Origin of the sequence: Pantanalinema sp., assembly GCA_036704125.1 — a bacterium.
GTDB lineage: Bacteria > Cyanobacteriota > Sericytochromatia > S15B-MN24 > UBA4093 > JAGIBK01.
Genome location: DATNQI010000065.1, coordinates 1 through 20,706, shown reverse-complemented (window position 1 = coordinate 20,706; position 20,706 = coordinate 1). Strand labels below are relative to the sequence as shown.

Sequence of the window (20,706 nt, the reverse complement as noted above, 5' to 3'; positions counted from 1 at the left end):
TGAGACAATGCCGCCATGACGCAAACCAGCCTCCTCCGTGACTTTGCCGCTTACCTGAAGCGCGATCGCCTTCAGGAGCTGGCGGCTGAGCAGCTCCGGCGCGCCATGGCGCTGAAGGTGCCGATCTTGCGGCAGCTCGCCCATCTCTCCGAGGCCGAGCTGCTGGAGTGGATGGAAGCGGACCTCGCGAGCCTGCTCGACGCGCTCTACGCCGGCGAGCTGCGCGAGAGGATGGCAGGGCGCCTGTGCCGCCGGGGACCCGCCCATGATCCGGGGATCCTCGAGGAGCTCATCGAGCCGGGCGATCTCGTGCTCTTCTTCGCTGCGCGCAGGCAAGCCCTCACGAGCTTCGTCCCCGGCTTCGCACCGGATAGCCAGACGGCCGTGGCGATCGTCCTCGCGCTTGACGCGGATCTCACCAGGGTCCAGGAGGCAGCTTGCCGCGTGTTCACCCGGAGGAAGGGGGCGAAGGATCGCTTCTTTCAGTTCGACCTGCTCGTCAAGAGCGTGGTGGACTACGCCATCTTCATGCTGGATCCCATGGGTTTCGTGCTGACCTGGAACGAAGGCGCCAAGCGCCTGAAGGGCTACCGCGCCGGCGAGATCATCGGCCGGAGCCACGAGCGCTTCTACACGCCCGAGGCCATCCACGCCGGCTTGCCCCGAGAGCTCCTGAAAGCGGCCGAAGCGCGCGGCCACGTCGTGGACGTGGGATGGCGGGTGCGCAAGGACGCCTCGCGCTTCTGGGCGGAGGTCGTCATCACTGCCGTTAGGGACGACGAGGGCCACCTGCTCGGGTTCGCCAAGGTGACGCGGGACCTGACCGAGCGCAGGCAGGCCGAGCTGGAGGCCGCCGAGCAGATCGAGGCCCTGAAGCAAGCCGATCGCTACAAGGACGAGTTCCTGTCGGTGATAAGCCACGAGCTGCGCACGCCGCTCAACTTCATCATGGGCTTCGGAAGCATCCTGCAGGACGAGCTCGCCGGCAAGTTGAACGCGGAGCAGCACGAGTACGTCGGCAAGATGTTGACCGGTGCCGAGCGCATGCTGGCACAGGTCAAGAACCTGCTCGACATGAGCCAGATGGCGGCCGGGGCGTTCCGTATCGCTCCATCCGAGACACGCTACGAGCCGGTGGTGGACGAGGCGGTGTCGAGCCTGAAACCGCTGGCCGCGCAGAAGGGCATCGCCCTCGAATGCGACGTGCAGGTGCCTCGGGTGGTCTGCATCGACGGGCAGCGCATCATCCAGGTGCTGGGCAACCTGGTGGAGAACGGCATCAAGTTCACCCCCGCGGGCGGCAAGATCCGGATCGCGGCGCGCCTCGAGGAGGGGAGCCTGCTCACCGAGGTCGCGGACACGGGCGAGGGCATCGATGCCGAGGCCATCCCCAGGCTGTTCAAGCGCTTCCAGCAGCTCGACATGAGCACCACGCGCGAGGCGGGCGGGATCGGCCTCGGGCTCTCCATCAGCAAGACGATCGTCGACGCCCACGGCGGGACCATCGGGGTGCGCAGCGAAAAGGGGAAGGGCAGCACCTTCTGGTACCGCCTTCCCGTAGGGGAGTGCTAGGTCAGGACCTCGCGTCGCTCCTCGAGCCTGCCCGTCTGGAACTCCCGGCTCTCCTTGAAGGCCGCGATGGCCCCGAGGACCGCCGCATCCAGGGCAGGCATCAGGTTGCGCGCCGAATCCACCCGCGGGACGAACACGTAGTCGGCGCCCGCCTCGTAGAGGGGCTTCACCTCGCTCATCTGGACGGCGTTGGTGATGATCGTGGCCGTGGGGCACATGGCGCGCAGGCTCTTGGTGAGCGCCAGGTTGGTCGTGCCCTTGAGGATGTCGTCCGGGATGGTGCAGAGGATGATCCCGGCCTTGTCGACTCCGGCGTGCCTGAGCGTCTCGAGGTTTGCGATGTCGCCGTAGTGGGCCGTCGCCCCGCGCCGGACGATCTCGGGGTGCAGGGCCACGTTGAAGTCCACCACGAGGGTCTTCTTCAGCAGCTCGGGATTGCACTGCTCCAGCTCGCAGAACAGGGAGGAGGCGATGCGGTGGAAGCCGAGCAGGACCAGCTCGTGGTCCTCGTGCGGGGCCTGAGCGTCCTTCTGGTTGGCGGGCGCCTTGAAGCCCAGGCGCGTGAGCAAGGGCGCCATGCCCAGGTACAGGGCGTCGCTGTGCTGGAAGAGGGCCGGGTAGACGAGCGCCGTGAGGACGAAGGCGAAGATCACGGCCCCCACGGTCGAGGGGGGTAGGTGCCCGAAGCTCAGCCCCAGGTAGGCGATCACCAGGCAGAACTCGGAGATGGGGACCATCCGCGTCGAGGTGAGGCTGGAGCCGCGGCGGTCGAAGCCGGTGGCGTAGAGCAGCGGGAAGAAGATCACGTAGCGCGAGAGGATCGCAAGACCCGCCATGAGCAGGGCGAGCAAGAGGATCTCGGCCCCGTCCGGCCTGGGGATCCCCATGCCCAGACCGACGAAGAAGAGCGTGACGAAGAAGTCCCGCACCGCGGTGACCTTGGTGAGCACCTCGTAGCTGTACGGGAACGAGGCGATGGTGGCCCCGGCGATGAGGGCGCCCATCTCGAGCGAGACGGCGATGGGCGCGTGGATGCCGACCATGCCCAGGATGCCGCCCAGGTGGGTCCCGAGCAGCCCGATCCCGAAGCACCAGCCCAGCGCCGTGACGAGCATCAGCTCGGGCGATCGCGCGATCCAGTGAAACGCCGTGGGCAGCACGTAGCGCGCCAGGAGCGAGGCGATCGCGACCAGGATCGCGATGCCGAGCAGCGTCAGCAGCACCGGCTGGAGATCGGGCTGCGAAAAGTTCGGCTGGACGGCGAGCACCACCATCGCCCAGAGGTCCTGGAAGATCAAGAGCCCGAGCACCAGGCGGCCGACCGTGGTGTCGAGCTGGTACTTCTCCTGGAAGAGCTTGACGATGAGCAGAGTGGAGGAGGCCGCGACGGTGAACCCGAGGTAGAGGGGCGTGAAGGGCCCCTGGACGGCCGCCCAGCCCGTCTGCTGCAGGAGCCGTGTGACGCCGAAGCCGAACGCCACGCACAGCGGGAACTGCAAGAGCCCCGTCCAGATGAGGGTCTTGCCGCTCGAGAGCAGCTTCTTGAGGTCGATCTCGAGGCCGATCAGGAAGAGCAGCAGGACCAGGCCCAGGTGCGCGATCGTCTCGATGCTGGCCTTGCTCGTGACCAGCCCGGTGACCTGGGGCCCGACGAACACCCCCGCGAACAGGAAGGCTGCGATCGTCGGGATCTTGAAGCGCGTGAACAGCGCGGCCAGCAGCCCCGCCACGAGCAGGGACACGCCGATGTCGAAGACGAGCGATTCGCCCATCGCCGAGGGATCGGCCTGGGCGGCGACGGAGAGCAGGGCGGTCGTGAGCACGCGGAGGTCCTTTCTTTCCGGGCAGGCGCCGAACCATTATATCCGCCGGCTCGAGGAATCCGCGCGCTCCGACCGAGGGGATCAGCGCTTCGTCGGCTCCAGCTCGACCTTGACCCAGCTGGGCTCGCGGCGGTCGAAGGCCTTGTAGGCTTCGATCGCGTTCGCGAGGGGTTTCTCGTGGCTGAGGATCTGGCACGGGTCGACGGCGCGGGTGCGAACGAGCTCGAGAAGATCCGGGATGTAGCGCCGGTGCGGGCAGTTGCCCATCTTGATCGTGAGGTTCTTGTTCATGGCCTCGCCGATGGGAAAGCGGGTCACCGTGTCCGGGTACACCCCGACGATGCCCAGGGTGCCGGCCTTGGCGAGGGCCTTGACCGCCCACATCAGGGCCTGGGAGGGCCCATCGCCCGGGTGCCAGTTGTCTGCCTGCGGGTTGGCCCCCGGAGCGACTTCCTGCAATTCCTGCTTGAACAGGCGCTCCAGGCGCTCGACCTCGTCCGAGGCGGGCACGTGGTGGGAGTGGTTGGCATCGACCCCGACCGCGTCGATGGCCCGGTCCACGCCGATCCCGTTGGTGAGGCGCCGGATGGCCTCCACCGGGTCCTCCTGCTCGTAGTCCACGACCTCGGCCCCCTGCGCGCGCGCGAGCGCGAGCCGCGACGGGATGCAGTCCACCGCGAAGATCCGGCCGGCGCCGAGCAGCTTGGCCGAGACGATCGCAAGCAGGCCGACCGGCCCGCAACCGAAGATCGCGACCGTGTTGCCGGGCCTTATCTCGGCGAGCTCCGCGGCGTAGTAGGCCGTGGGGAAGATGTCCGAGATCAAGATGGCCTGATCGTCGCTCACCTCATCCGGCAGCTTGATGAGCCCCGCGTGGGCGAAGGGGATCCGGGCCTTCTCCGCCTGAAGGCCATGGAAGGGGCCGCTCCCTTCGGGGCCGCCGAAGAACGCCGTCCCGGCGAGGTTGCCGTGAGGGTTCGCCACGTCGCACTGGGAATGGTAGCCCGCACGGCAATACGAGCAGGCCCCGCAGGCGATCGTGGAGGGGATCACCACGCGATCGCCCACGCTCAGGTTGCGCACGTCCGAACCCAGCTCCTCGATCACCCCGACGCCCTCGTGGCCGAGGATGGTCCCGGGCTTCATCCCGCAAACGGTGCCGCGAACCATGTGCAGGTCCGTCCCGCAGATGGCGCTTGCGGTCAGCCGCACGACGGCGTCTGTCGGCTGCTCGATCCGAGGATCGGGCACCTCGTCGAGTCGGATGTCGCCCACTCCGTGAAATACGACGGCTTTCACCCGCCACCTCCTTCTTTGTTGCTGTTCGAGCCGATTGCAGCCACACAGGATAGGCCGTGAGCGCGACAAAACCAATGGACGGACTGGCGATGTCCTTTCAATCTCCCCTGCGGGCGGCGACGGTGAGGGTGCAGCCGCGCTTGAACGCGATGGCCAGCGCTTCGAGCGGGCTCAGCAGCACGTTGCAGACCAGGCCGGTGAGCGGCTTGACGTTTCGCTCGGCGTCCAGGATCCGCGAGGCGAACAGGTGGGCTCCGAGGGTCGGGAAGAACTCGGTCCAGTGCCAGACCCTCTCCACCGCGAACCCCTCGCTCTCGAGCTGCCGGCGCAGGGTCTCTTCGGTGTAGTGGGAAAGGTGCCGGGGCACGTCGTTGAGGGTCCAGCGAGAGCCCTGGAGATACCGGCTGAGGCTCCGGTAGTTCTGGGTGCCCACGATGAGCGCGCCACCGGGGGCGAGGCTCGCATGGGCCTTGCGCAGCGCCGCGCGCGAATCCGGCAGGTGCTCGAGCAGGTGCCACATGGTGACGGCGCCGTAGCGCTCTTGCGGCGCGTCCCATTCCAGGAAGTCGGCGTGGAACGCCTGGATCGCGGGGTGATTCTCGCGCAGGAAGCGAATGTTCTCGGGCTGAAGATCGACCCCGTGGGCCTCGACGCCGGTCACGCGTCGCCACTCGCGCAGGAAGAGCCCGCGGCCGCACCCCACGTCCAGCACCGGCAAGTCGCTCGCCTGCGGGTAGGCGCGGCGCAGGAAGCCGACCCGGCGCAAGACCAGCTGCCGGGCCCACAGGTTCCATGCGGTATCGCGCCAGGTGCGGGCGGGCTTCAGGTCGAACCCGTTCCAGAAGTACGCGGGCGGATACGCCAGGGCCAGATCGGCTCGGACGGGGCGCGGGCTCAGGTACACCATGCGGCACGAGGCGCAGCGCATGAGCTTGAACTCGCGCGGATCGACCCGGTAGAGGTGGTCCCGCACCGACCGGATGTACGTCCCGGCCGTTTCGCCGCAGGACGTGCATCCGGCCTCTTCCAGCCGCATCGCTGGATCGTTGAGGGGCGTCTGCATGCATGCTATGTTACAAAGGTTCACAATCCCGGATCAAGTGCACGGGGACGGTTGGCCATGGAACGCGATGCGATCGTGGTGGGCGCAGGGCCTGCCGGGGCGGTGAGCGCCACGTTGCTGGCTCGCCGGGGCCACCGGGTCCTGCTGCTCGACAAGGCGCGCTTTCCCCGTGACAAGATCTGCGGGGGCGCCCTGAGCCCCGCTGCGCTGCCGATTCTCGAGAGAATCGGTGCCTGGCCTCACCTTTTCCCCTCGGCGTTGCGCCTCGAAGGCATCCGCCTCGTCTCGCCCGAGGGGCGATCTTGCGAAGGGCGCTATCCCGGCGGTGCGGGCATTCCCACCTACGGGCTCTCCCTTTCGCGTCTATCCTTTGACGATGGGCTCGTGCAACTGGCGCGGCGCGAGCCCACCCTGGAATTCCGAGACGGGACGGCGGCGCAGGAGCTGCTGTGGCAGGGCGATCGCTGCGTCGGGGTCCGGACGAGCGAGGGGCCGGTCTTCTCTCGCGTCGTCCTGCTCGCCGAGGGGCGCTTTTCGAAGCTGCACCCGGCCCTCTTTCGCCACCCGCTCGCGCGGAAGCGTCGCGTCTTCGTCGCCTCCTTCGAGGGGGTCGAGCGTCTCGATCGCCTGCTCGAGCTGATCGTTCCGCGCGCGGGGCTGCAGCTCGTCTTGAACCCGCAAGGCGCCACGCGGGCTGCGATCGCGCTCGTCTCGACGGGCTCGGACGCGCCTCGCCTCGGCGCCGCGCCGGTCGAGGGCTTCCTGCGCCTGCTGCGCGAGGAGCCCGCCCTGCAGCGCCGGCTGCGCGAGGCCTTTCCGGTCGGCCCGCTGCACGGCCTCTGCCTCGACCCTTACCAGGGCGAGGCGCTCCCTGCGGATGGCCTGGTGGTACTCGGTGACGCCCTTCGCTACTTCGATCCGCTCACGGGCCAGGGCATGTACCGGGCCCTGCGCAGCGCCGAGCTCGCGAGCGACGTGCTGGGGGCGGCGCTGCGCGATCGCCTCCCCACGCGTCAACGGCTTGCGCCCTATCGCCTGGCGATGGAGCGGGAGTTCAGGTGGGCCTACGTGTTCGCGCGCACGGTGGCTCGGCTCACCCAGTCCGAGCGGGCGATGAACCTCGCCGTCCGGGCCCTTTCGACCCAGGCGAGCCTCGCGGACAGGATGGCGGCCTATCAGGGGGCGAGCCTCGCGCCGCAGCGCTTCTTCCTCGATCTGTTCCGGCTCGCGGCCCTCCCGCTCCGGTGGCCGGGCCGCTAGCGTCACTTACCCGCACGTCGCATCGACTGGAGGACCTCGTGGCTCACATCACCGGACTTGCCACCGCCGTTCCCGCTCACCGTCACGCGCAGCAAGCGATCTTTCGGATGCTCTATTCCCAGGCGCCGCAGGCCGCGAAGGTCGAAGCGATCTTCAGGCGCTCGGCGATCGCTCATCGCCACACCGTCCTGCCGGATCTGGACTTCGTGGCCCGGAACCCCGGCACCCAGGCGCGCAACGACGTCTACGTCCAGGAGGCCCACAAGCTCGCGGCCGAAGCGGTTCGCCGTTGCCTGGAGCGTGCCGGGGCGCGGCCCGAGTCGATCGATTCGCTCGTGGTCGTCTCGTGCACCGGCTACGAGATCCCGGGGCTCGACCTGACCCTGGCCAAGGCCTTCGGCATGCGGGCGGATCTGCGCCGGTCGTGCATCCTGGGAATGGGCTGCTATGCCGCCTTTCCCGGCCTCGCGCGAGCGAAGGACGCGGTCCTTGCGCGTCGGGGCCGCGCCCTCATGGTCGCGGTCGAGCTTTGCTCGCTCCACTACCAGCTCGACCCGTCGCCGGACAGCGTGGTGAGCAGTGCCCTGTTCGCGGACGGGGCGGCAGCTGCGCTGCTGGAGAGCGAAGGGAGCCTCGAGCTGCTCGATGCCGAGACCCTCACGCACTACGACACCGTCGATCACATGGCCTTCTCGATGACCGACAACGGCTTCAGGATGCACCTGTCGAGCTACGTGCCCACCGTCCTCGCCACGAACGTCGCGGGGCTGCTGGAAGGTCTGCTCGCGCGCAACGGCCTGCGCCAGGATCAGATCCGGCACTGGGGCATTCACCCCGGCGGCCGCAAGATCCTCGACCACCTCCAGCAAGTCCTCGGCCTGAGCGACGCGCAGCTGGCCTCCTCGCGCCGGGTCCTGCGCGACTACGGAAACATGAGCTCGCCGACGGTCCTCTTCGTGCTCGAGGATCTGCTGGCCTCCTCCGAGCCACAGGCGGGCGATCACGCCATCCTGATGGCCTTCGGCCCGGGCCTGACCATGGAGGCGTGCCTGTTGCGCTGGCACGCCCCCCAAGGCGTGCCGCAAGGCCTCGACAGCTGATAAGCTGGAGAGTCACAGGCCCCGCCCACGACGCCTTTTGTTGAGGACTTCCCCATGCGCATCAAGACATCGGTTTTCATCGCCACCAGCCTGGACGGCTTCATCGCCCGGCAAGACGGGAGCATCGACTGGCTCGATGAGGCCAATACCCTGGTGCCGAGCGGCGAGGATTGCGGCTATCACGCCTTCATCGCGTCGGTGGACACGCTCGTGATGGGGAGAGGCACCTTCGAGACGGCGCTCGGCTTCGACGCTTGGCCCTACGGCGACAAGCGCGTCGTGGTCCTGAGCAGCAAGCGGCTGGAGATTCCCCCCGAGCTCGCGGGAACCGTCTCGGCTTCATCCGAGGCCCCGCGCGAGCTGGTCGATCGCCTTGCGTCCGAGGGCGCCAGGCACGTGTACGTCGACGGGGGCATCACGATCCAGGGCTTCCTCGCGGCGGGCCTCATCGACGCGCTCACCCTCACGCGGATTCCCGTGCTGCTCGGCGAGGGAAGGCCGCTCTTCGGGCCCCTGACCGGGGACGTCGCGCTCGAGCACGTGGCGACGAAGGCCTACGACTTCGGCTTCGTCCAGTCGACGTACCGCGTCGCCCGGGACTGAGCCCGCTACTCGACGACGATCGAGCGGGTCGCCATCGCCGCGGGATACTGCCGCAGCGGCTCGGCCGGGTGCGCCATCTCGGGCGGGCGCTGGGTGGTGAAGCTCTCGGGGGCGATCCGGATCTCGTAGGTGCCGGTGGCCGCGAGCGTCACCGGCACGCTGAGGGTGGCGGCCTGGGGGATCATGTACATGGCGGGCATGGCGCACTGCGCGCCCGGCCTGGGAAGCACGCGCTTCATCAGCCCGCTGACGGTGATGGTTTTCGCCTGGTCGTCGACCGTCGCCTTGAAGGTCCCTGGCAGGGGCTTGTCGATGGTGAGCGCCGGGGCCTCGAGGAAGATCCAGGGCACCAGCGAGACGCTCGCCTGCACCGAGGCGGTCGCGGGCGCGCCCACGTGGAACACGGCGGCCGGCTTGTCCACGGTGACGAAGCAATCCTCGTCGTTCGGCTGCGTGGGCCCGGGCTTCGGGCCCAGCCCGAGCTGCTTCAGCAGGGCCGCGTCGCAGCCCGCGATCGCCGTCAGGAGCACGAGGCCGAGCGCAAGTCGTTTCATCGTTCGATTCCTCTCAAAAGAGCGAAAGCTGCCCGCCACCGGGCTCCTGGGGGGCGATCAGGTCGGGCCCCTCGCTCGAGGTGGCGTTGACCCTGGGGCTCACGGGATAGACCTTCATCTCGGAGGCCGGGTAGGGGCCGAGCAGCGACAGCAGGGCGGCCGGGTCGTGCCGGGTGGGGTCGAGCCAGGCCTCGTAGGCGCCGGGGGCGAGGATGACGGGCATGCGATCGTGGACGGGCCGCACGAGCGGATTGGCCTCGGTGGTCAGGACGGTGGCCGTCTCGAGGACGGCGCCGTCCGGGCCCTGCCAGCGCTCCCACAGCCCGGCGAACGCGAAGAGGTGCTCATCCTGCATGGTGAAGCGCATCGGTTGCTTCCTGGAATCCCTGGTGGCCCACTCGTAGAACCCGTCGGCCGGGATCAAGCAGCGGCGGTACCGGAAGGCGTCGCGGAAGGTCGGCTTCTCGGGGGCGGTCTCGGCGCGGGCGTTGATGGGCCGGGGGGCGGCCTCGGGATCCCGGGTCCAGCTCGGCACGAGGCCCCAGCGGGCCATGGTCAGGTGGCGCTCTTTATCTCCCGGATCGCGCCGGATGACGGGGATGGGCTGGCTCGGCGCGAGGTTGTAGCGCGGCGAAAGCACCGGGATCTCGGCGAGGCCGAAGGCCTCGGCCACGGCTTCGGCCGTGGCGCTCTGGCTGAAGCGGCCGCACACGGCGCTACTCGTCTCCGCGGTAGCGGCCGCGGTTCTGCTTGACCTGCGATCGCTCCTTCTTGCTCGTCACCCGGCGCTCCTGGGATCCCCGGGTGGGCTTGGTCGCGCGGCGCGCCTTGGGGATGATCATCGCTTCCTTGATGAGCTCGACGAGCTTGCCCTCGGCCAGGACGCGGTTGTCGATTTGGTTGCGGGTCTCGGACGAGGTGATGAGCAGGATGCCGCCCTCGAGCCAGCGCTTGCCCGCGAGGGCCTGCAGGCGCGATCGCGCCCCCATGGTCAGGCCCTGGATGAGCTCGGTCTCCACCCTCAGCTCGACCTTGCTCGCGACCTTGTTCACGTTCTGGCCGCCCGGCCCCGAGGCGCGGCTGGCCGAGAAGGCGATCGCCGCGTCGGGGATGGTGACGCCGGGGGCCACTTGCACGTCTGCCATGGGGCTACTCCCTCTCCTGGTACTCGGGATAGTCCCGCAGGAAGGCCTCGACGCTCTCGCCGAAGCCCACGATGAGCTCGGCGCCGGGGAAGCGGCCCTTGAGCTCCTTCTTGCGCGCCGTGAGGACCTCCCAGAAGGGGTCGCCCGGGTCGCGCTCCTCGTCGGTGGCGTCCACGATCTCGCGGTGGACGATCTGACCCTTGGCCGGGTCGCGCATCAGGATGAACTGCATGGGTTCCTTGATTCCTTGATTCCTTCGCCTCGCGCTAGGGGGCCACGCCCGCGAGGCCCGGCGGGCGGGTCGGGCTGTCCTCCAGCGCATGATAGATCGTGGCGATGCGATCGCGAAGGGCCCGGGTGCCGGCATAGTTCAGCGGAACCCCCGCTTCTGCCTGCGCGAGGGCGTCCGCGAGCTGGAGCTTGTACGCGTCCATGGTCCCGGCCACCGCCGCCTTGCCGGCGGCCAGCGCCTCGTCCGCCGCGAGGGGCTTGGCCGGGTTGAAGGCGCGGCCCACCCGGGCGAGATCCTCGGGCTGCTTGATGGCATCGACGCCCTTGTAGACGGCGTCGTGGAGGTTGAAGTCGTTCGGGCCCTGGCCGATCCGGAAGGGCTTTTCCCAGAAGTCGGTGACCTGCTGGGGGCCGAGCTGGAGCTCGAAGGCGCCGCCCTGGACGCCGCCCGTGACGTCGTGGATTCGAAGGTTGATCCGCCCCTTGTAGAGCTGGTCGGGATTTCGCAGCACCTCGTCGGCGAGGCCCTCGTCCTTGAGAACGAAGCGGAACTGCCGATCGGGATACCGGGTCTTGAGCTCGTTCATGACGTCGTCGGCCATGGCGCGAAGCTTCTCGGGCTGGAAGCGCGTGACGTTGACCCGGGCCCGGTTCAGGTCGTGGAGGTCGCCGAGGGAGGTGAAGGTCTTTGCGCCGGAGGCGGCCTGGCGCAGCGACTCCTTCTGGGCCTTGCCCAGGGCGCTCTCCCACTGCTTGGTCGGGCCGCTGGCCTTGACGCCGTGCTTGGCAAGCGCCGCGTTGATGTCGCGCAGCCCGACGCGCTGCCGGCTCTCGAGCAGGACGTCGAACCTGTCGATCACCGCGGGCTCGAGCTTCGCGAGCTCTTTGAGCTTCTCGACCGGCATGGCCTTGATCTCGTCGAAGAAGGCCGCCCCGTTGAGCTTCGCGAGGCGGGCCGCGCGCTCGGCGTTCATCGCCCGGCCCGCCTCGAGGGCCTTCTGCTCGTTGAGACCGGCAGCGAAGCGCTTGAAGGCGGATTCGCCCGCCAGGGCGTACTCGGAGCCGAGCAGCTTCGCGACACGCTGCTTGCCGGCGACCTTTCCGAGCACCCGGCCGGTGTCGTCGAGGACGCCCGCGGCCTTGCTCACCGCAGCCCCCTTCGCCGAAGCGCCCGTCCCCGAGCCCAGCACCAGGCTGCCGATCTCGAACACGCCGCGCCCCAGGGCCTCGGCGTACTTGCCCTGGTCGATGGCCTGGGCGTAGGGCTCGACCAGGCCCTTGACCAGGGCCTTGCCGAACGCGGCATCGCTCTTGAAGACCTCGACGGGGTTCAGGTGCGCGTCCAGGGTCCTTGCGACGTCCGCCCCCTCGAAGGCGATGTCGTACGCCGCATGGGCCGCCCGGAAGGGATTCAGGGGAAGCAAGGGGATGTGCTCGGCCAGCGCGTAGAGGCCCTTCACCGTGTCGACGGGGTGCGCCACCATCAGCGCGATGCCGCCGACGAAGCCGCCGGCGCCCTTCGCGACCCCGCCGAGGATCTGGGCGGCCTCGGTGCCGAGCCAGGCCTGGGCCTGCGCGATCTCTGCGAGCACGGGGACGCCCGCGACGCCGTCGGCCATGGCGTGGGCGTTGCGCTCCACGGCCGCCTCGAACCGGTCCACGCCGCCCTCGAAGCCGTTCCCCACCTTCTCGAAGAGGTCATCGATCGCGCTGGAGGGTTGCTGCGGCTGGGCCTGGGCGGCCTGCACCTTGCTGACGAGATCCGAGAGGCGAACAGAGGATGGGGGGGCGCCCTGGGTCGCGAGGGTGTCCGTGGCGAGGCGTCCGGTCCTTGGCGAGGCGGGGGGGGCGCTCGGTGCGGCAGAAGGGACGGCCGGCCGCAAGGGCGCAGGCGTCGGGCGCAAGGATGAGCCGATCAAGTCGCGGTCAGACACGCCGGGTGGGCCTTTCGGGAGATCAGGTCGGATGAGAGGCGGGCCTCTTCGAACGGCGGTTCGCCAGGCCGACGCCGAGCCGGAACCCGGCATCTGGGTTATCGGGTTCCTGGCTCAAAACTTTCTCGAACAGGCATTGGCCGCGTCCAGGGAGCCCTCGGTCCGTGTGGGGGGCGCAAAGGGTGTTCATGCGGATGTCGTGGCCGCCGTGGCGCCCGCGCCGATCTCGGGCCACAGGTCTTGGAACTGCGCGAGCAGCTCGGAGAGGGGCTGCCCCTTGCCACGGTGGACGAAGACGCCCGTCACCAGCGCCTCGGCAGCCAAGGTCTCGCCCAGCCAGAAGCGCTGGGACAGAACGACACGCTTGGTGCCCACCTCGGCGAGGCTGGTCTCCAGGACGAATCGCTCACCAGGCTTGATGGATCGCTTGAAGTCGATCTCGGCGCGCACCAGCACCGGGAACCAGCGGCGGCGCCACAGCTCACGCCCCAGGCCGCTGGCGAGCGTCAGGTGGTAGCGCCCGAGGTCCATCAGCGCCAGGTAGCGGCTGTTGTTCATGTGGCGGTTGATGTCGCAGTCCAGGAGGCCGCAGCGCATGGAAAGGCGGCTGACGGGCACCGGCGCACCACCGCGCTCCTTGAAGAACCAGCGGACGAGCATGGCTGCCAGACGCAAGCGGACGGTCATCATGGGGAAAGATCCTCCTGGTCAACGCGAGAGCGACCCCCATTGTAGGGCATTTCCTAACGGAGTTAGTCTTGCGTAGAGGGCGGTTGCCAGGAAAATGACGGAATTTTGCCATGTCTTTGATACAATGCTGATGCGGAATTGAAGCTATCAAGGCGACTGGCGACAAATGTGCAACCGACCCGATACCCGGACCTCCCTGGAATTTCTTGCCGACTCACGGTGTGAGCCGAGTCACTTGGCCGGGTGCTTGCTGCCCGCCCTGCAAGAAGAGCTGCACCGGATCGAGAGTCTGAACCGGGTCTCCGAGCTCCTCGAGCAGACCCTCGATCTCGAGGCGCTCCTCCCGCGACTCATGAGGCTTCTCCAGGAGATATTCGGGAGCGATCGCGCGTGGCTCCTCTACCCCTGCGATCCCGACGCCGAAAGCTTCCGGTTGTCGATCCAGGTTACCCGCCCCGGCTTCGAGACGCCCGTGGTCGAGCAGAGCGAGGTCCCCATCGATCCGAGCGCCGCCGCCATGCTGCGCGAGGCGCTCGCGACCCAGATGCCCGTCGCGCACGGGCCGTCCAACCCCGTGCCCTGGCAGTCGGAGCTGGTGGACCTCTACGAGATCCGCTCCCAGATCTTCACGCCGATCCGGCCGCGCCTGGGAAAACCCTGGCTGCTCGGCCTTCACCAGTGCTCGCACGATCGCGACTGGTCCTCGCAGGAGCAGCGCCTGTTCCGGGAGATCGCCCAGCGCATGGGCGAGACCTTCAGCAACCTGCTCTATCACCGGGAGCTGAAGCGCTCGGAAGAGAAGTATCGCCAGGTCCTGCAAAACATCAAGGAAGTCATCATCCAGACCGACGCGCAAGGGCGCCTGAGCTTCCTCAATTCCGCCTGGTCCGAGTTCACGGGCTATCCCGTCGCGGACACCCTCGGCACCCCCTTCACCCGCTACCTCCACGCCCAGGATCGTCCCCGGGTGAAGCGACGCTTGCAGCAGCTCTTGAGCCAGAAGTCGAATACGACCCACTTCGAGGCGCGCTTTCGCCAGGAGGACGGCTCGTACCAGTGGGGCGAGGTCTTCGCGAGGCCCGTTCAGGAGAAGGTGGGCGGCCCCCTCGGCGTCGCCGCCACCTTGATCGACATCAGCGAGCGCAAGCAAGCCGAGGAGGCCCGCGCCGAGGCGCATGCCGCCAAGGAACTCGATCGCCTCAAGACCAACTTCGTTAACGCCGTGACCCACGACCTGCGCACGCCCCTGACCTCGATCAAGGGCTACGCCGAGTTCCTGGCCGACGGCATCGGCGGCGAGCTGACTCCCGCCCAGCAGGAGTTCGTCCACCAGATCGAGCGGGGGGTTCACCGCCTCGAGCACCTGGTGAGCGACCTGCTCGACTTCGCCCGGCTGGACGCGGGAACCTTCTCGCTGCGCCTGGAGGAGGCGGATCTCGCCTACAAGGTCAGGAGTATCGCCGAGAGCTTCCGCCCGCTCGTCGAGGAGAAGGCGATCCGGCTGGAGCTCGACGGGGTGAGCGACCCGCTGCCGGCGCGCCTGGATCGCCAGCGCATCGGCCAGGTCCTGTCGAACCTGATCCAGAACGCCATCAACTTCACGCCGGGAGGCAGCACCATCCACCTGAGCGCGAGGCGCGAGGGCGGCGCGATCCGGTGCGAGGTCGTCGATTCGGGAGAGGGCATCGCGCGCGAGGACCTTCCGACTCTCTTCACGCGCTTCGGTCAGCTCGAGAGCGGTCGCGCCAAGGGCGGCACGGGCCTCGGCCTGAGCATCAGCAAGGCCCTGATCGAGGCCCACGGCGGCACCATCGGGGTGACGAGCGAGCCCGGCCGGGGCAGCACCTTCTGGTTCACGGTCCCGGCGATCGAGGGCTGAGGCCTCAGGGCGTGAGCGGCTCGAAGAGGTGGAGCCGCCATTCTCTGGACAGCGCCTTGCAGAGCTCGATCCCCCTCACGCTGTTGCCGCGCGCGTCGAGTCGCGGCGAGAAGACGCCGATCCCCCAGCGATTGGGCACGACCGCGAGGATCCCGCCCCCCACCCCGCTCTTGGCGGGGAAGCCGACCTCGTGGGCCCACTCGCCCGCGTAGTCGTACATGCCGCAGGTGAACATCACGCTCAAGAGGTCCCGCACGTGCTCCTCGCGCACGGCGCGCTCGCCGGTGAGCGGGTTGACGCCGCGGTTCGCGAGCGTCGCGGCGATGACCGAGAGATCGCGGCAATCCACCAGCACCGCGCACTGCTGGAAGTAGAGGTCGAGCTGCTCCTCGACGTTGCCCTCGATCATCTCGAAGTTGAGCATGAGGTGGGCGATCGCGCGGTTGCGGTGCCCCGTGCTGCGCTCGGAGGTGTAGGTGGCCATGTCCGGCGCGACCGGGTGCCCGACGTAGCGCTCGAAGGTGCCGAGCAGGCGCGTGAGGCGCTCGGTGGCCGTCGCCCCCTGGATCAGGCTCGTCATGGCGATGGCGCCGGCGTTGACCATGGGGTTGTGCGGGCGCTTGGACGTCTCTTCCAGGGTGATGATCGAGTGGAAGGCATCGCCGGTGGGCTCCACCCCGACCCGCGAGGCGACGAACGCGCGTCCGAGCGAGTCGAGGGCCTGGCCGTAGACCAGGGGCTTCGAGATCGACTGGATCGTGAAGGTCTGCCGGGCGTCGCCGATCTCGAAGATCCGGCCGTCGGGGCTGCAGAGGCTGATGCCGAACCAGTCGGGGCAGGCCTTGGCGAGCTCGGGGATGTAGGAGGCGACCTGGCCCGCGTCCAGGTCCTTGAGGGCGTCGTAGAGGGTTCGCAGGGTGGCCTCGATGTCGAAGCGCTCGGCGGGGCTGGGACGCGTGGACTGCATGGACCCTCCTTGAAGCGGACCCTCCCATTTTACCGTTTTTTTCTCCGTTCCGGCCGTGGCGCCTCCCCCCGGCCCGGCGCTTGAATCGAGGCATGGACAGAACGAAGGTCGTGCTTATCAGCCTCCTGGGGACCGTCGTCCTGGCGGCGCTCATGTTCGGATGCGCGGGCCGCTGGGAGCTGCCGAACCTCTGGGGCTACATGGTGCTGACCGGGATCGAGGCGCTCGTGCTCGGCCTGGTGATCGACCCGGACCTCGCCCGCGAGCGCTTGCACCCCGGCCCCGGCGGCCACGACTGGAGCGGGGTGTGGGTGATGGGGCTCGCCTACGTCATGCACCTGGCGATCGCGTGCCTCGACGTGGGGCGCTTCCACTGGTCGGACACGGTGCCGGTCGCGCTGCAGGCCCTGGGGGCGATCGCCTACGCGGCGGGGCTCGCCGTGGGCGCCTGGGCGATGGGGGTGAACCGCTTCTTCTCGTCGGTCATCCGCATCCAGCGCGATCGCGGCCAGGTCGTCGTCACCCAGGGGCCGTACCACTACATGCGGCATCCGGGGTACGCGGCGGGGATCCTGAGCATCCTCGGCAGCCCTCTGTTCCTCGGATCCTGGTGGGCCATGGCCCCCTGCCTCGTCATGCTCGTGGCCATGCTGAGGCGGACGGTCCGGGAGGATGCACTCCTGAAGCGGGAGCTTCCCGGCTACGCGGACTACGCGAGGGCGGTGCCGTTCCGGCTCTTGCCCGGGGTGTGGTAGCGGCGCGGACTCCCGAAGGCCTCAGGCGACCGCGGGCCTCAGCAGCAGGACGGCGCCTTGCTCGAGCGCGCTCGAGGCGCGGGTCATGGCGCCAAGGACGGCGCTGCGGGTCGCTCTTTTCTGCGCCGGGTCGGAAGCGGCGGGGCTCAGGCGCAGCAGCGAGGCGTTCATGACGTCGGCCAGGGCTGTAGGCTCGCTCGAGAGGCTCCGCAGCGCATGCACCACGCTTTCGATGCTCGCGCGTTCGGCCTCGTCGAGGTCCGGCCGCGAGAGGGCCTCGCGCAGATCGAGCACCGCGTGGGCGAGGTTGAGGGCCGAGAGCACGTCCTCGGCGGCGATGCTGCGCAAGTTGTCGAGCCGGCCGAGGTGCACCGTCAGCCGGACGAGTCGGTGGGCCATCAGGGGGCGCCAGCGATCGCCGGGCTCGGTGGCCAGATCGGCCAGGCGCTCGAGATCGCGGACGATCAGGTCAACGAGCGCACGAACGCGCCTTCCGGGATCGCGCGGCAGGATCATGAAGCCCAAGCTGACCGCGGCGATGGCCATGACGAGGGCCAGCGCCCCTTCGAGGACCGGCCCGCTCGACGTGTCCGCCCCCACGAAGGGTTGCCCCGCCAGCATGAACAGCATGTTCGATTCCGTGGCCTGGGCCGCGATGGCGCGACTCGCCTTCGCCAGGCCGCCCAGCAGCATGAAGGGGATGACCATGGCGATGACGTCGAGGGTGGACGTCGCATGGGGCAAGAGGAAGAGGCGAAAGAGCGTCGCGACGAGGACCCCGGCGACCACCCCCTGGAAGATCTTCGGGGCCACCAGCTGCGGCCGGTCCATGGTGGAGAGGATCATCACGAAGTTGCCGACCCCCAGGGTGGCCAGCGAGGCATAGGCCCATCCGGAACAGACCGCCAGCGATCCGACCGTCCAGACCGAGAGTGCGCACGCCACGGCGGCGACGCTCGCGGACTGCCAGTCCTTGTCGGGTTTCATCGGGGCGTGGCGGAAGCGCTCGACGGGGGTGTCGGCCTCGCCGGACAGGACGTCGGCCTCGGTGGAGAGCAGCTCCGCCAGGGAGGTCGCCAGCCGGTCGTCGAATCCCCTGGCGAGCGTGATCGCGGCATCGCTGATCGCGAGCGAAGGGGCTTCGGGCTGTGGGCGCCTCGGGTGCGCGGCCATCGCCTTCAGGGCGGCGAGCAGAGGCGCGCGATCCGCTGAGGGGGGCAGCGGGAAGCTTCGGGCGGCCAGCGCCGCGGCCATGACCTCCAGCGAGGTCCCGATGAAGGCGTTGAAGTGGTGAACGCGCTGCTGGCCGTGGCGGGTGCCCGCGGTGTTGACGAGCTGAGCCTGCTCGAGCTCGGCCATCTCCTGGATCAGGGTGCGCGCCATCTCCCGCGTGCTCGCCGCTCCGTGGGGACCCAGCGCGTGCGCGGCGAAGGCGACCGCCCCGCTGGCGACGCCCCGCATGCGAGCCAGGAAGGCGGGGCGAGGCGAAACCGGGACGAAGAGCATCCCGCCGACGATGGCGACCGCGACCCCGATGAAGGTGCAGATCGTGCGCGAGACGGCGATCTCGAGGGTCTCGGCACCCCCCTGGATGGCCGGCGCGACGACCACCAGGGCGGTGATCCCGGCGATGAGGGCGCCGTACGACTGGACGCGGCGAAAGACGTAGGTCATCGCCGCGCATCCGGCCATCCATGCGCCGAGGGCGAAAACCAGGGCATACCCCTGATGCAGCAAGTGAAGCATCTCGAAGCCGACGGCGGCGCCGATGAGCGTGCCGGCGATGCGATAGAGGCCTCGCTCGACCAGGATGCCGCGCGTCGGCTGCATGACGATCCAAGCCGCCATGGCGGCCCAGTAGGCGTTCTGGACATGGAACAGGGACGCCAGGCTGAAGGCGACCCAGGCGGTGACGGCGATTCTCAGGCCGTAGATCGCACCCGGGCGATCCAGGTCGATCCGGCGAAGGAAGCGTCTCGCCCGGCGGGAAACGGGATGGGGGAAGATCGGGGTTCGCATCAGGTCGTCGCGGCTTGTTTTGTCCTATCTAGAACCGATTCTACCACAGAGGACGTGCCGAGGTCGGCGCGGCGCTCGCCGTCAGCAAGGGCCGCGTCCTTGAAGACGCTGATCGCCTCCAGAAGGGTCTGGGCTTGCCGATCCAGCTGGACGGCCGAGGCGTTGATGAGTCGGTTGGCGTTGACGGCTTCCTGGGCCGCGTCGTCGATGTTCGCGACCTCGCCGGTGACGCGGCGGCCATCCTGCTCCTGAGCGGCGGTGCTCTGGGCGATGTGCCGGGTCAGGCGGACCATCGAGTCGATGGCTTGCGTGATCTTCCGGCTCTCCTGCTCCTCCAGGTGCGCGCCGTCCATCACCTGCTGGGTGAGCGCGCTCATGTGCTGGACCGCCGCGATGATGAGGTCGGTGGCCTTCTGCTGCTCCTGGGTCGCGCCGGCGATCTGCGCCATCGACGAGGAGGCGTGCTCTACCGATTGAACGATGGTGGCGAGGGCGTCCCCGGCCCGGTGAGCCAGCTTCGAGCCGGCCTGCGTCGCCTGGTTCCCGCGCTGCGTCGCCTGGATCGCCTGCAGGGTCTCCTGCTGGATTCCCTTGATCAGCTGGCCGATCTCGCCGGCGGCGCTGGACGAGCGTTCAGCCAGCTTGCGGACCTCGTCGGCGACCACGGCGAAGCCTCGGCCGTGATCTCCCGCTCGCGCCGCTTCGATCGCCGCGTTGAGCGCCAGGAGGTTGGTCTGATCGGCGATGTCGTCGATCACCTCGATGATGTCGCCGATCTGGGTCGATCGATCGCCGAGGCGATCGATCAGGCCGAGGACCTCTTCCATGGCCCCCTCGATCTGGGTCATGCCGGTCACGGTCTGCCCGACGGCCTCCTGCCCCTCCTGGGCGGCCAGGGTCGCTCGCTCAGCCATGCGGTTCGCCTCGGCGGCATTGGCGGCGACGTGATGGATGCTCGCCGCCATCTCCTCGACGCTGGCCGAGGTCTGGTTCACCGCGGCCATCAGGCCGTCCGCGTGGTCGGCGACCTGGTGGATCGAGGCCGCCATGTCCATGATCGAGCGGGAGGTCTCGTCGACGTTGCCGTTCAGCGCGTGGGTGTCGCTCGCCACCTTCTGGACCGAATCGGCCATCTCGCGCATGGTCCTGGTGGTCGCCGTCACCGCCAGCGCCTGGCGGTGGGCCGATTCGCTCGTCTGCTCGGAGCTGGCGGTGATCCGGTTCACCCCGTCCTTGACGGACTGGGCCGAGGCGCGGACGTGGCTGACGATCCCGCGTAGGCTATCGACCATGCGACGCAGGGCGCGCTGCATGTCGGCGACCTCGCCCGCGCCGGTGATGGGGATCCCCGTGGGAAGGCGCCCGTGGCTCACGGCATCCATCGTGTCGACGACGTCATGGACGTCGCGCCGGATGGACAGCAGGGTCCAGAAGTCGCCCGCGAAATCGATCGCCAGCAGCAGGAGGCAGAAGAGGGCCGTCGCGGTGCTCATCCTGAAGCCGAAGAGCACCTGGAACCCCACGATGAGGGCGGCGACCGAGGTCACGTGGAACAGCAGTTTTTGTTTGATCGTCATCGGAGACCAGCCTTTCGTTGGCGCCGTTCAAGGCGGGGATGCCACGCGTCATTTATTTAACCAAGATAAATAATCGTGGCGCATTGAACTATGCGGTGGCTCATATTGGCCGGTCTTCGGGAGGCTCGGGTGATCAGCCGATGTTTCGCGGCGAGAAGAGTGCCGCTCGCACCTCTTGCGGCAGCTCCAGAAAGGAGGGAGCCGTCCAGTCGGCACCCGCTGCCATCAGCGACTC

At 68.7% G+C, this 20,706-nt stretch carries 18 protein-coding genes; 6 read left to right on the top strand and 12 right to left on the bottom strand.

Annotated features, from left to right (window positions below; translation table 11 throughout):
* Nucleotides 1-15: 15 nt before the first annotated feature.
* Nucleotides 16-1,572 carry a PAS domain-containing sensor histidine kinase gene (locus V6D00_10595; GenBank protein ID HEY9899618.1) on the top strand — a complete coding sequence of 519 codons (1,557 nt, stop codon included), beginning with the start codon at nucleotides 16-18 and terminating at the stop codon, nucleotides 1,570-1,572.
* On the opposite strand, the gene V6D00_10590 is transcribed toward V6D00_10595, so the two are convergent.
* The 3 genes from V6D00_10590 to V6D00_10580 all read right to left on the bottom strand — a co-directional run bounded on the left by V6D00_10590 (nucleotide 1,569) and on the right by V6D00_10580 (nucleotide 5,757).
* Entirely contained in the window at nucleotides 1,569-3,395 is a 1,827-nt protein-coding gene (locus tag V6D00_10590) for a cation:proton antiporter (protein HEY9899617.1), read from the bottom strand. The two genes, V6D00_10595 and V6D00_10590, sit on opposite strands and share 4 nt — an antisense overlap.
* A gap of 81 nt (nucleotides 3,396-3,476) precedes the next feature.
* Complete coding sequence (locus V6D00_10585; protein ID HEY9899616.1) at nucleotides 3,477-4,694, bottom strand: zinc-dependent alcohol dehydrogenase; 1,218 nt, start codon at nucleotides 4,692-4,694, stop codon at nucleotides 3,477-3,479.
* A 97-nt stretch (nucleotides 4,695-4,791) separates the two neighbouring features.
* Nucleotides 4,792-5,757 carry a class I SAM-dependent methyltransferase gene (locus tag V6D00_10580; GenBank protein ID HEY9899615.1) on the bottom strand — a complete coding sequence of 322 codons (966 nt, stop codon included), beginning with the start codon at nucleotides 5,755-5,757 and terminating at the stop codon, nucleotides 4,792-4,794.
* 57 nt (nucleotides 5,758-5,814) lie between these two features.
* Between V6D00_10580 and V6D00_10575 the strand changes: the two genes are divergently transcribed.
* Genes V6D00_10575 through V6D00_10565 form a run of 3 tightly spaced genes read left to right on the top strand, consistent with a single transcriptional unit; the run spans nucleotide 5,815 to nucleotide 8,720 of the window.
* Entirely contained in the window at nucleotides 5,815-7,017 is a 1,203-nt protein-coding gene (locus tag V6D00_10575) for an FAD-dependent monooxygenase (protein ID HEY9899614.1), read from the top strand.
* Between the two features lie 38 nt (nucleotides 7,018-7,055).
* On the top strand, nucleotides 7,056-8,117 hold the full coding sequence (locus V6D00_10570; protein ID HEY9899613.1) for a type III polyketide synthase: 1,062 nt from the start codon (nucleotides 7,056-7,058) through the stop codon (nucleotides 8,115-8,117).
* A gap of 54 nt (nucleotides 8,118-8,171) precedes the next feature.
* Nucleotides 8,172-8,720: a dihydrofolate reductase family protein gene (locus V6D00_10565; protein HEY9899612.1), complete on the top strand. Its 549-nt coding sequence runs from the start codon at nucleotides 8,172-8,174 to the stop codon at nucleotides 8,718-8,720.
* A gap of 5 nt (nucleotides 8,721-8,725) precedes the next feature.
* On the opposite strand, the gene V6D00_10560 is transcribed toward V6D00_10565, so the two are convergent.
* The 6 genes from V6D00_10560 to V6D00_10535 form a co-directional block, all read right to left on the bottom strand.
* Nucleotides 8,726-9,274 (bottom strand): hypothetical protein, encoded by a 549-nt coding sequence (locus tag V6D00_10560; protein ID HEY9899611.1) that lies wholly within the window; start codon nucleotides 9,272-9,274, stop codon nucleotides 8,726-8,728.
* A 13-nt stretch (nucleotides 9,275-9,287) separates the two neighbouring features.
* Nucleotides 9,288-9,986 (bottom strand): SOS response-associated peptidase, encoded by a 699-nt coding sequence (locus V6D00_10555; protein HEY9899610.1) that lies wholly within the window; start codon nucleotides 9,984-9,986, stop codon nucleotides 9,288-9,290.
* A 4-nt stretch (nucleotides 9,987-9,990) separates the two neighbouring features.
* Complete coding sequence (gene arfB, locus V6D00_10550) at nucleotides 9,991-10,419, bottom strand: alternative ribosome rescue aminoacyl-tRNA hydrolase ArfB (protein HEY9899609.1); 429 nt, start codon at nucleotides 10,417-10,419, stop codon at nucleotides 9,991-9,993.
* A gap of 4 nt (nucleotides 10,420-10,423) precedes the next feature.
* On the bottom strand, nucleotides 10,424-10,651 hold the full coding sequence (locus tag V6D00_10545; protein ID HEY9899608.1) for a hypothetical protein: 228 nt from the start codon (nucleotides 10,649-10,651) through the stop codon (nucleotides 10,424-10,426).
* A gap of 34 nt (nucleotides 10,652-10,685) precedes the next feature.
* Nucleotides 10,686-12,533 carry a hypothetical protein gene (locus V6D00_10540; GenBank protein ID HEY9899607.1) on the bottom strand — a complete coding sequence of 616 codons (1,848 nt, stop codon included), beginning with the start codon at nucleotides 12,531-12,533 and terminating at the stop codon, nucleotides 10,686-10,688.
* Between the two features lie 237 nt (nucleotides 12,534-12,770).
* Nucleotides 12,771-13,271 (bottom strand): acyl-CoA thioesterase, encoded by a 501-nt coding sequence (locus tag V6D00_10535; protein HEY9899606.1) that lies wholly within the window; start codon nucleotides 13,269-13,271, stop codon nucleotides 12,771-12,773.
* Nucleotides 13,272-13,509: 238 nt separating this feature from the next.
* Between V6D00_10535 and V6D00_10530 the strand changes: the two genes are divergently transcribed.
* On the top strand, nucleotides 13,510-15,153 hold the full coding sequence (locus V6D00_10530) for an ATP-binding protein (protein HEY9899605.1): 1,644 nt from the start codon (nucleotides 13,510-13,512) through the stop codon (nucleotides 15,151-15,153).
* A 4-nt stretch (nucleotides 15,154-15,157) separates the two neighbouring features.
* Here the strand turns inward: V6D00_10530 and glsA are convergent, their stop codons facing one another.
* Nucleotides 15,158-16,120 carry a glutaminase A gene (gene glsA, locus V6D00_10525; protein ID HEY9899604.1) on the bottom strand — a complete coding sequence of 321 codons (963 nt, stop codon included), beginning with the start codon at nucleotides 16,118-16,120 and terminating at the stop codon, nucleotides 15,158-15,160.
* A 92-nt stretch (nucleotides 16,121-16,212) separates the two neighbouring features.
* Between glsA and V6D00_10520 the strand changes: the two genes are divergently transcribed.
* Complete coding sequence (locus V6D00_10520) at nucleotides 16,213-16,875, top strand: isoprenylcysteine carboxylmethyltransferase family protein (GenBank protein ID HEY9899603.1); 663 nt, start codon at nucleotides 16,213-16,215, stop codon at nucleotides 16,873-16,875.
* Nucleotides 16,876-16,896: 21 nt separating this feature from the next.
* Here the strand turns inward: V6D00_10520 and V6D00_10515 are convergent, their stop codons facing one another.
* Together V6D00_10515 and V6D00_10510 are read right to left on the bottom strand one after the other, a co-directional pair.
* Nucleotides 16,897-18,894 (bottom strand): FUSC family protein, encoded by a 1,998-nt coding sequence (locus V6D00_10515; protein HEY9899602.1) that lies wholly within the window; start codon nucleotides 18,892-18,894, stop codon nucleotides 16,897-16,899.
* Complete coding sequence (locus V6D00_10510) at nucleotides 18,894-20,471, bottom strand: methyl-accepting chemotaxis protein (protein ID HEY9899601.1); 1,578 nt, start codon at nucleotides 20,469-20,471, stop codon at nucleotides 18,894-18,896. The genes V6D00_10515 and V6D00_10510 overlap by 1 nt, the downstream gene beginning before the upstream one ends.
* Between the last annotated feature and the right edge of the window lie 235 nt (nucleotides 20,472-20,706).

Excerpts from the sequence above, each read along its gene's own strand:
- V6D00_10560 (HEY9899611.1), bottom strand. The coding sequence starts at position 9,274 with ATGAAACGACTTGCGCTCGGCCTCGTGCTCCTGACGGCGATCGCGGGC.
- glsA (HEY9899604.1), bottom strand. The coding sequence starts at position 16,120 with ATGCAGTCCACGCGTCCCAGCCCCGCCGAGCGCTTCGACATCGAGGCC.
- V6D00_10565 (HEY9899612.1), top strand. The coding sequence starts at position 8,172 with ATGCGCATCAAGACATCGGTTTTCATCGCCACCAGCCTGGACGGCTTC.
- V6D00_10515 (HEY9899602.1), bottom strand. The coding sequence starts at position 18,894 with ATGCGAACCCCGATCTTCCCCCATCCCGTTTCCCGCCGGGCGAGACGC.
- arfB (HEY9899609.1), bottom strand. The coding sequence starts at position 10,419 with ATGGCAGACGTGCAAGTGGCCCCCGGCGTCACCATCCCCGACGCGGCG.
- V6D00_10510 (HEY9899601.1), bottom strand. The coding sequence starts at position 20,471 with ATGACGATCAAACAAAAACTGCTGTTCCACGTGACCTCGGTCGCCGCC.
- V6D00_10535 (HEY9899606.1), bottom strand. The coding sequence starts at position 13,271 with ATGACCGTCCGCTTGCGTCTGGCAGCCATGCTCGTCCGCTGGTTCTTC.
- V6D00_10595 (HEY9899618.1), top strand. The coding sequence starts at position 16 with ATGACGCAAACCAGCCTCCTCCGTGACTTTGCCGCTTACCTGAAGCGC.
- V6D00_10580 (HEY9899615.1), bottom strand. The coding sequence starts at position 5,757 with ATGCAGACGCCCCTCAACGATCCAGCGATGCGGCTGGAAGAGGCCGGA.
- V6D00_10520 (HEY9899603.1), top strand. The coding sequence starts at position 16,213 with ATGGACAGAACGAAGGTCGTGCTTATCAGCCTCCTGGGGACCGTCGTC.
- V6D00_10545 (HEY9899608.1), bottom strand. The coding sequence starts at position 10,651 with ATGCAGTTCATCCTGATGCGCGACCCGGCCAAGGGTCAGATCGTCCAC.
- V6D00_10575 (HEY9899614.1), top strand. The coding sequence starts at position 5,815 with ATGGAACGCGATGCGATCGTGGTGGGCGCAGGGCCTGCCGGGGCGGTG.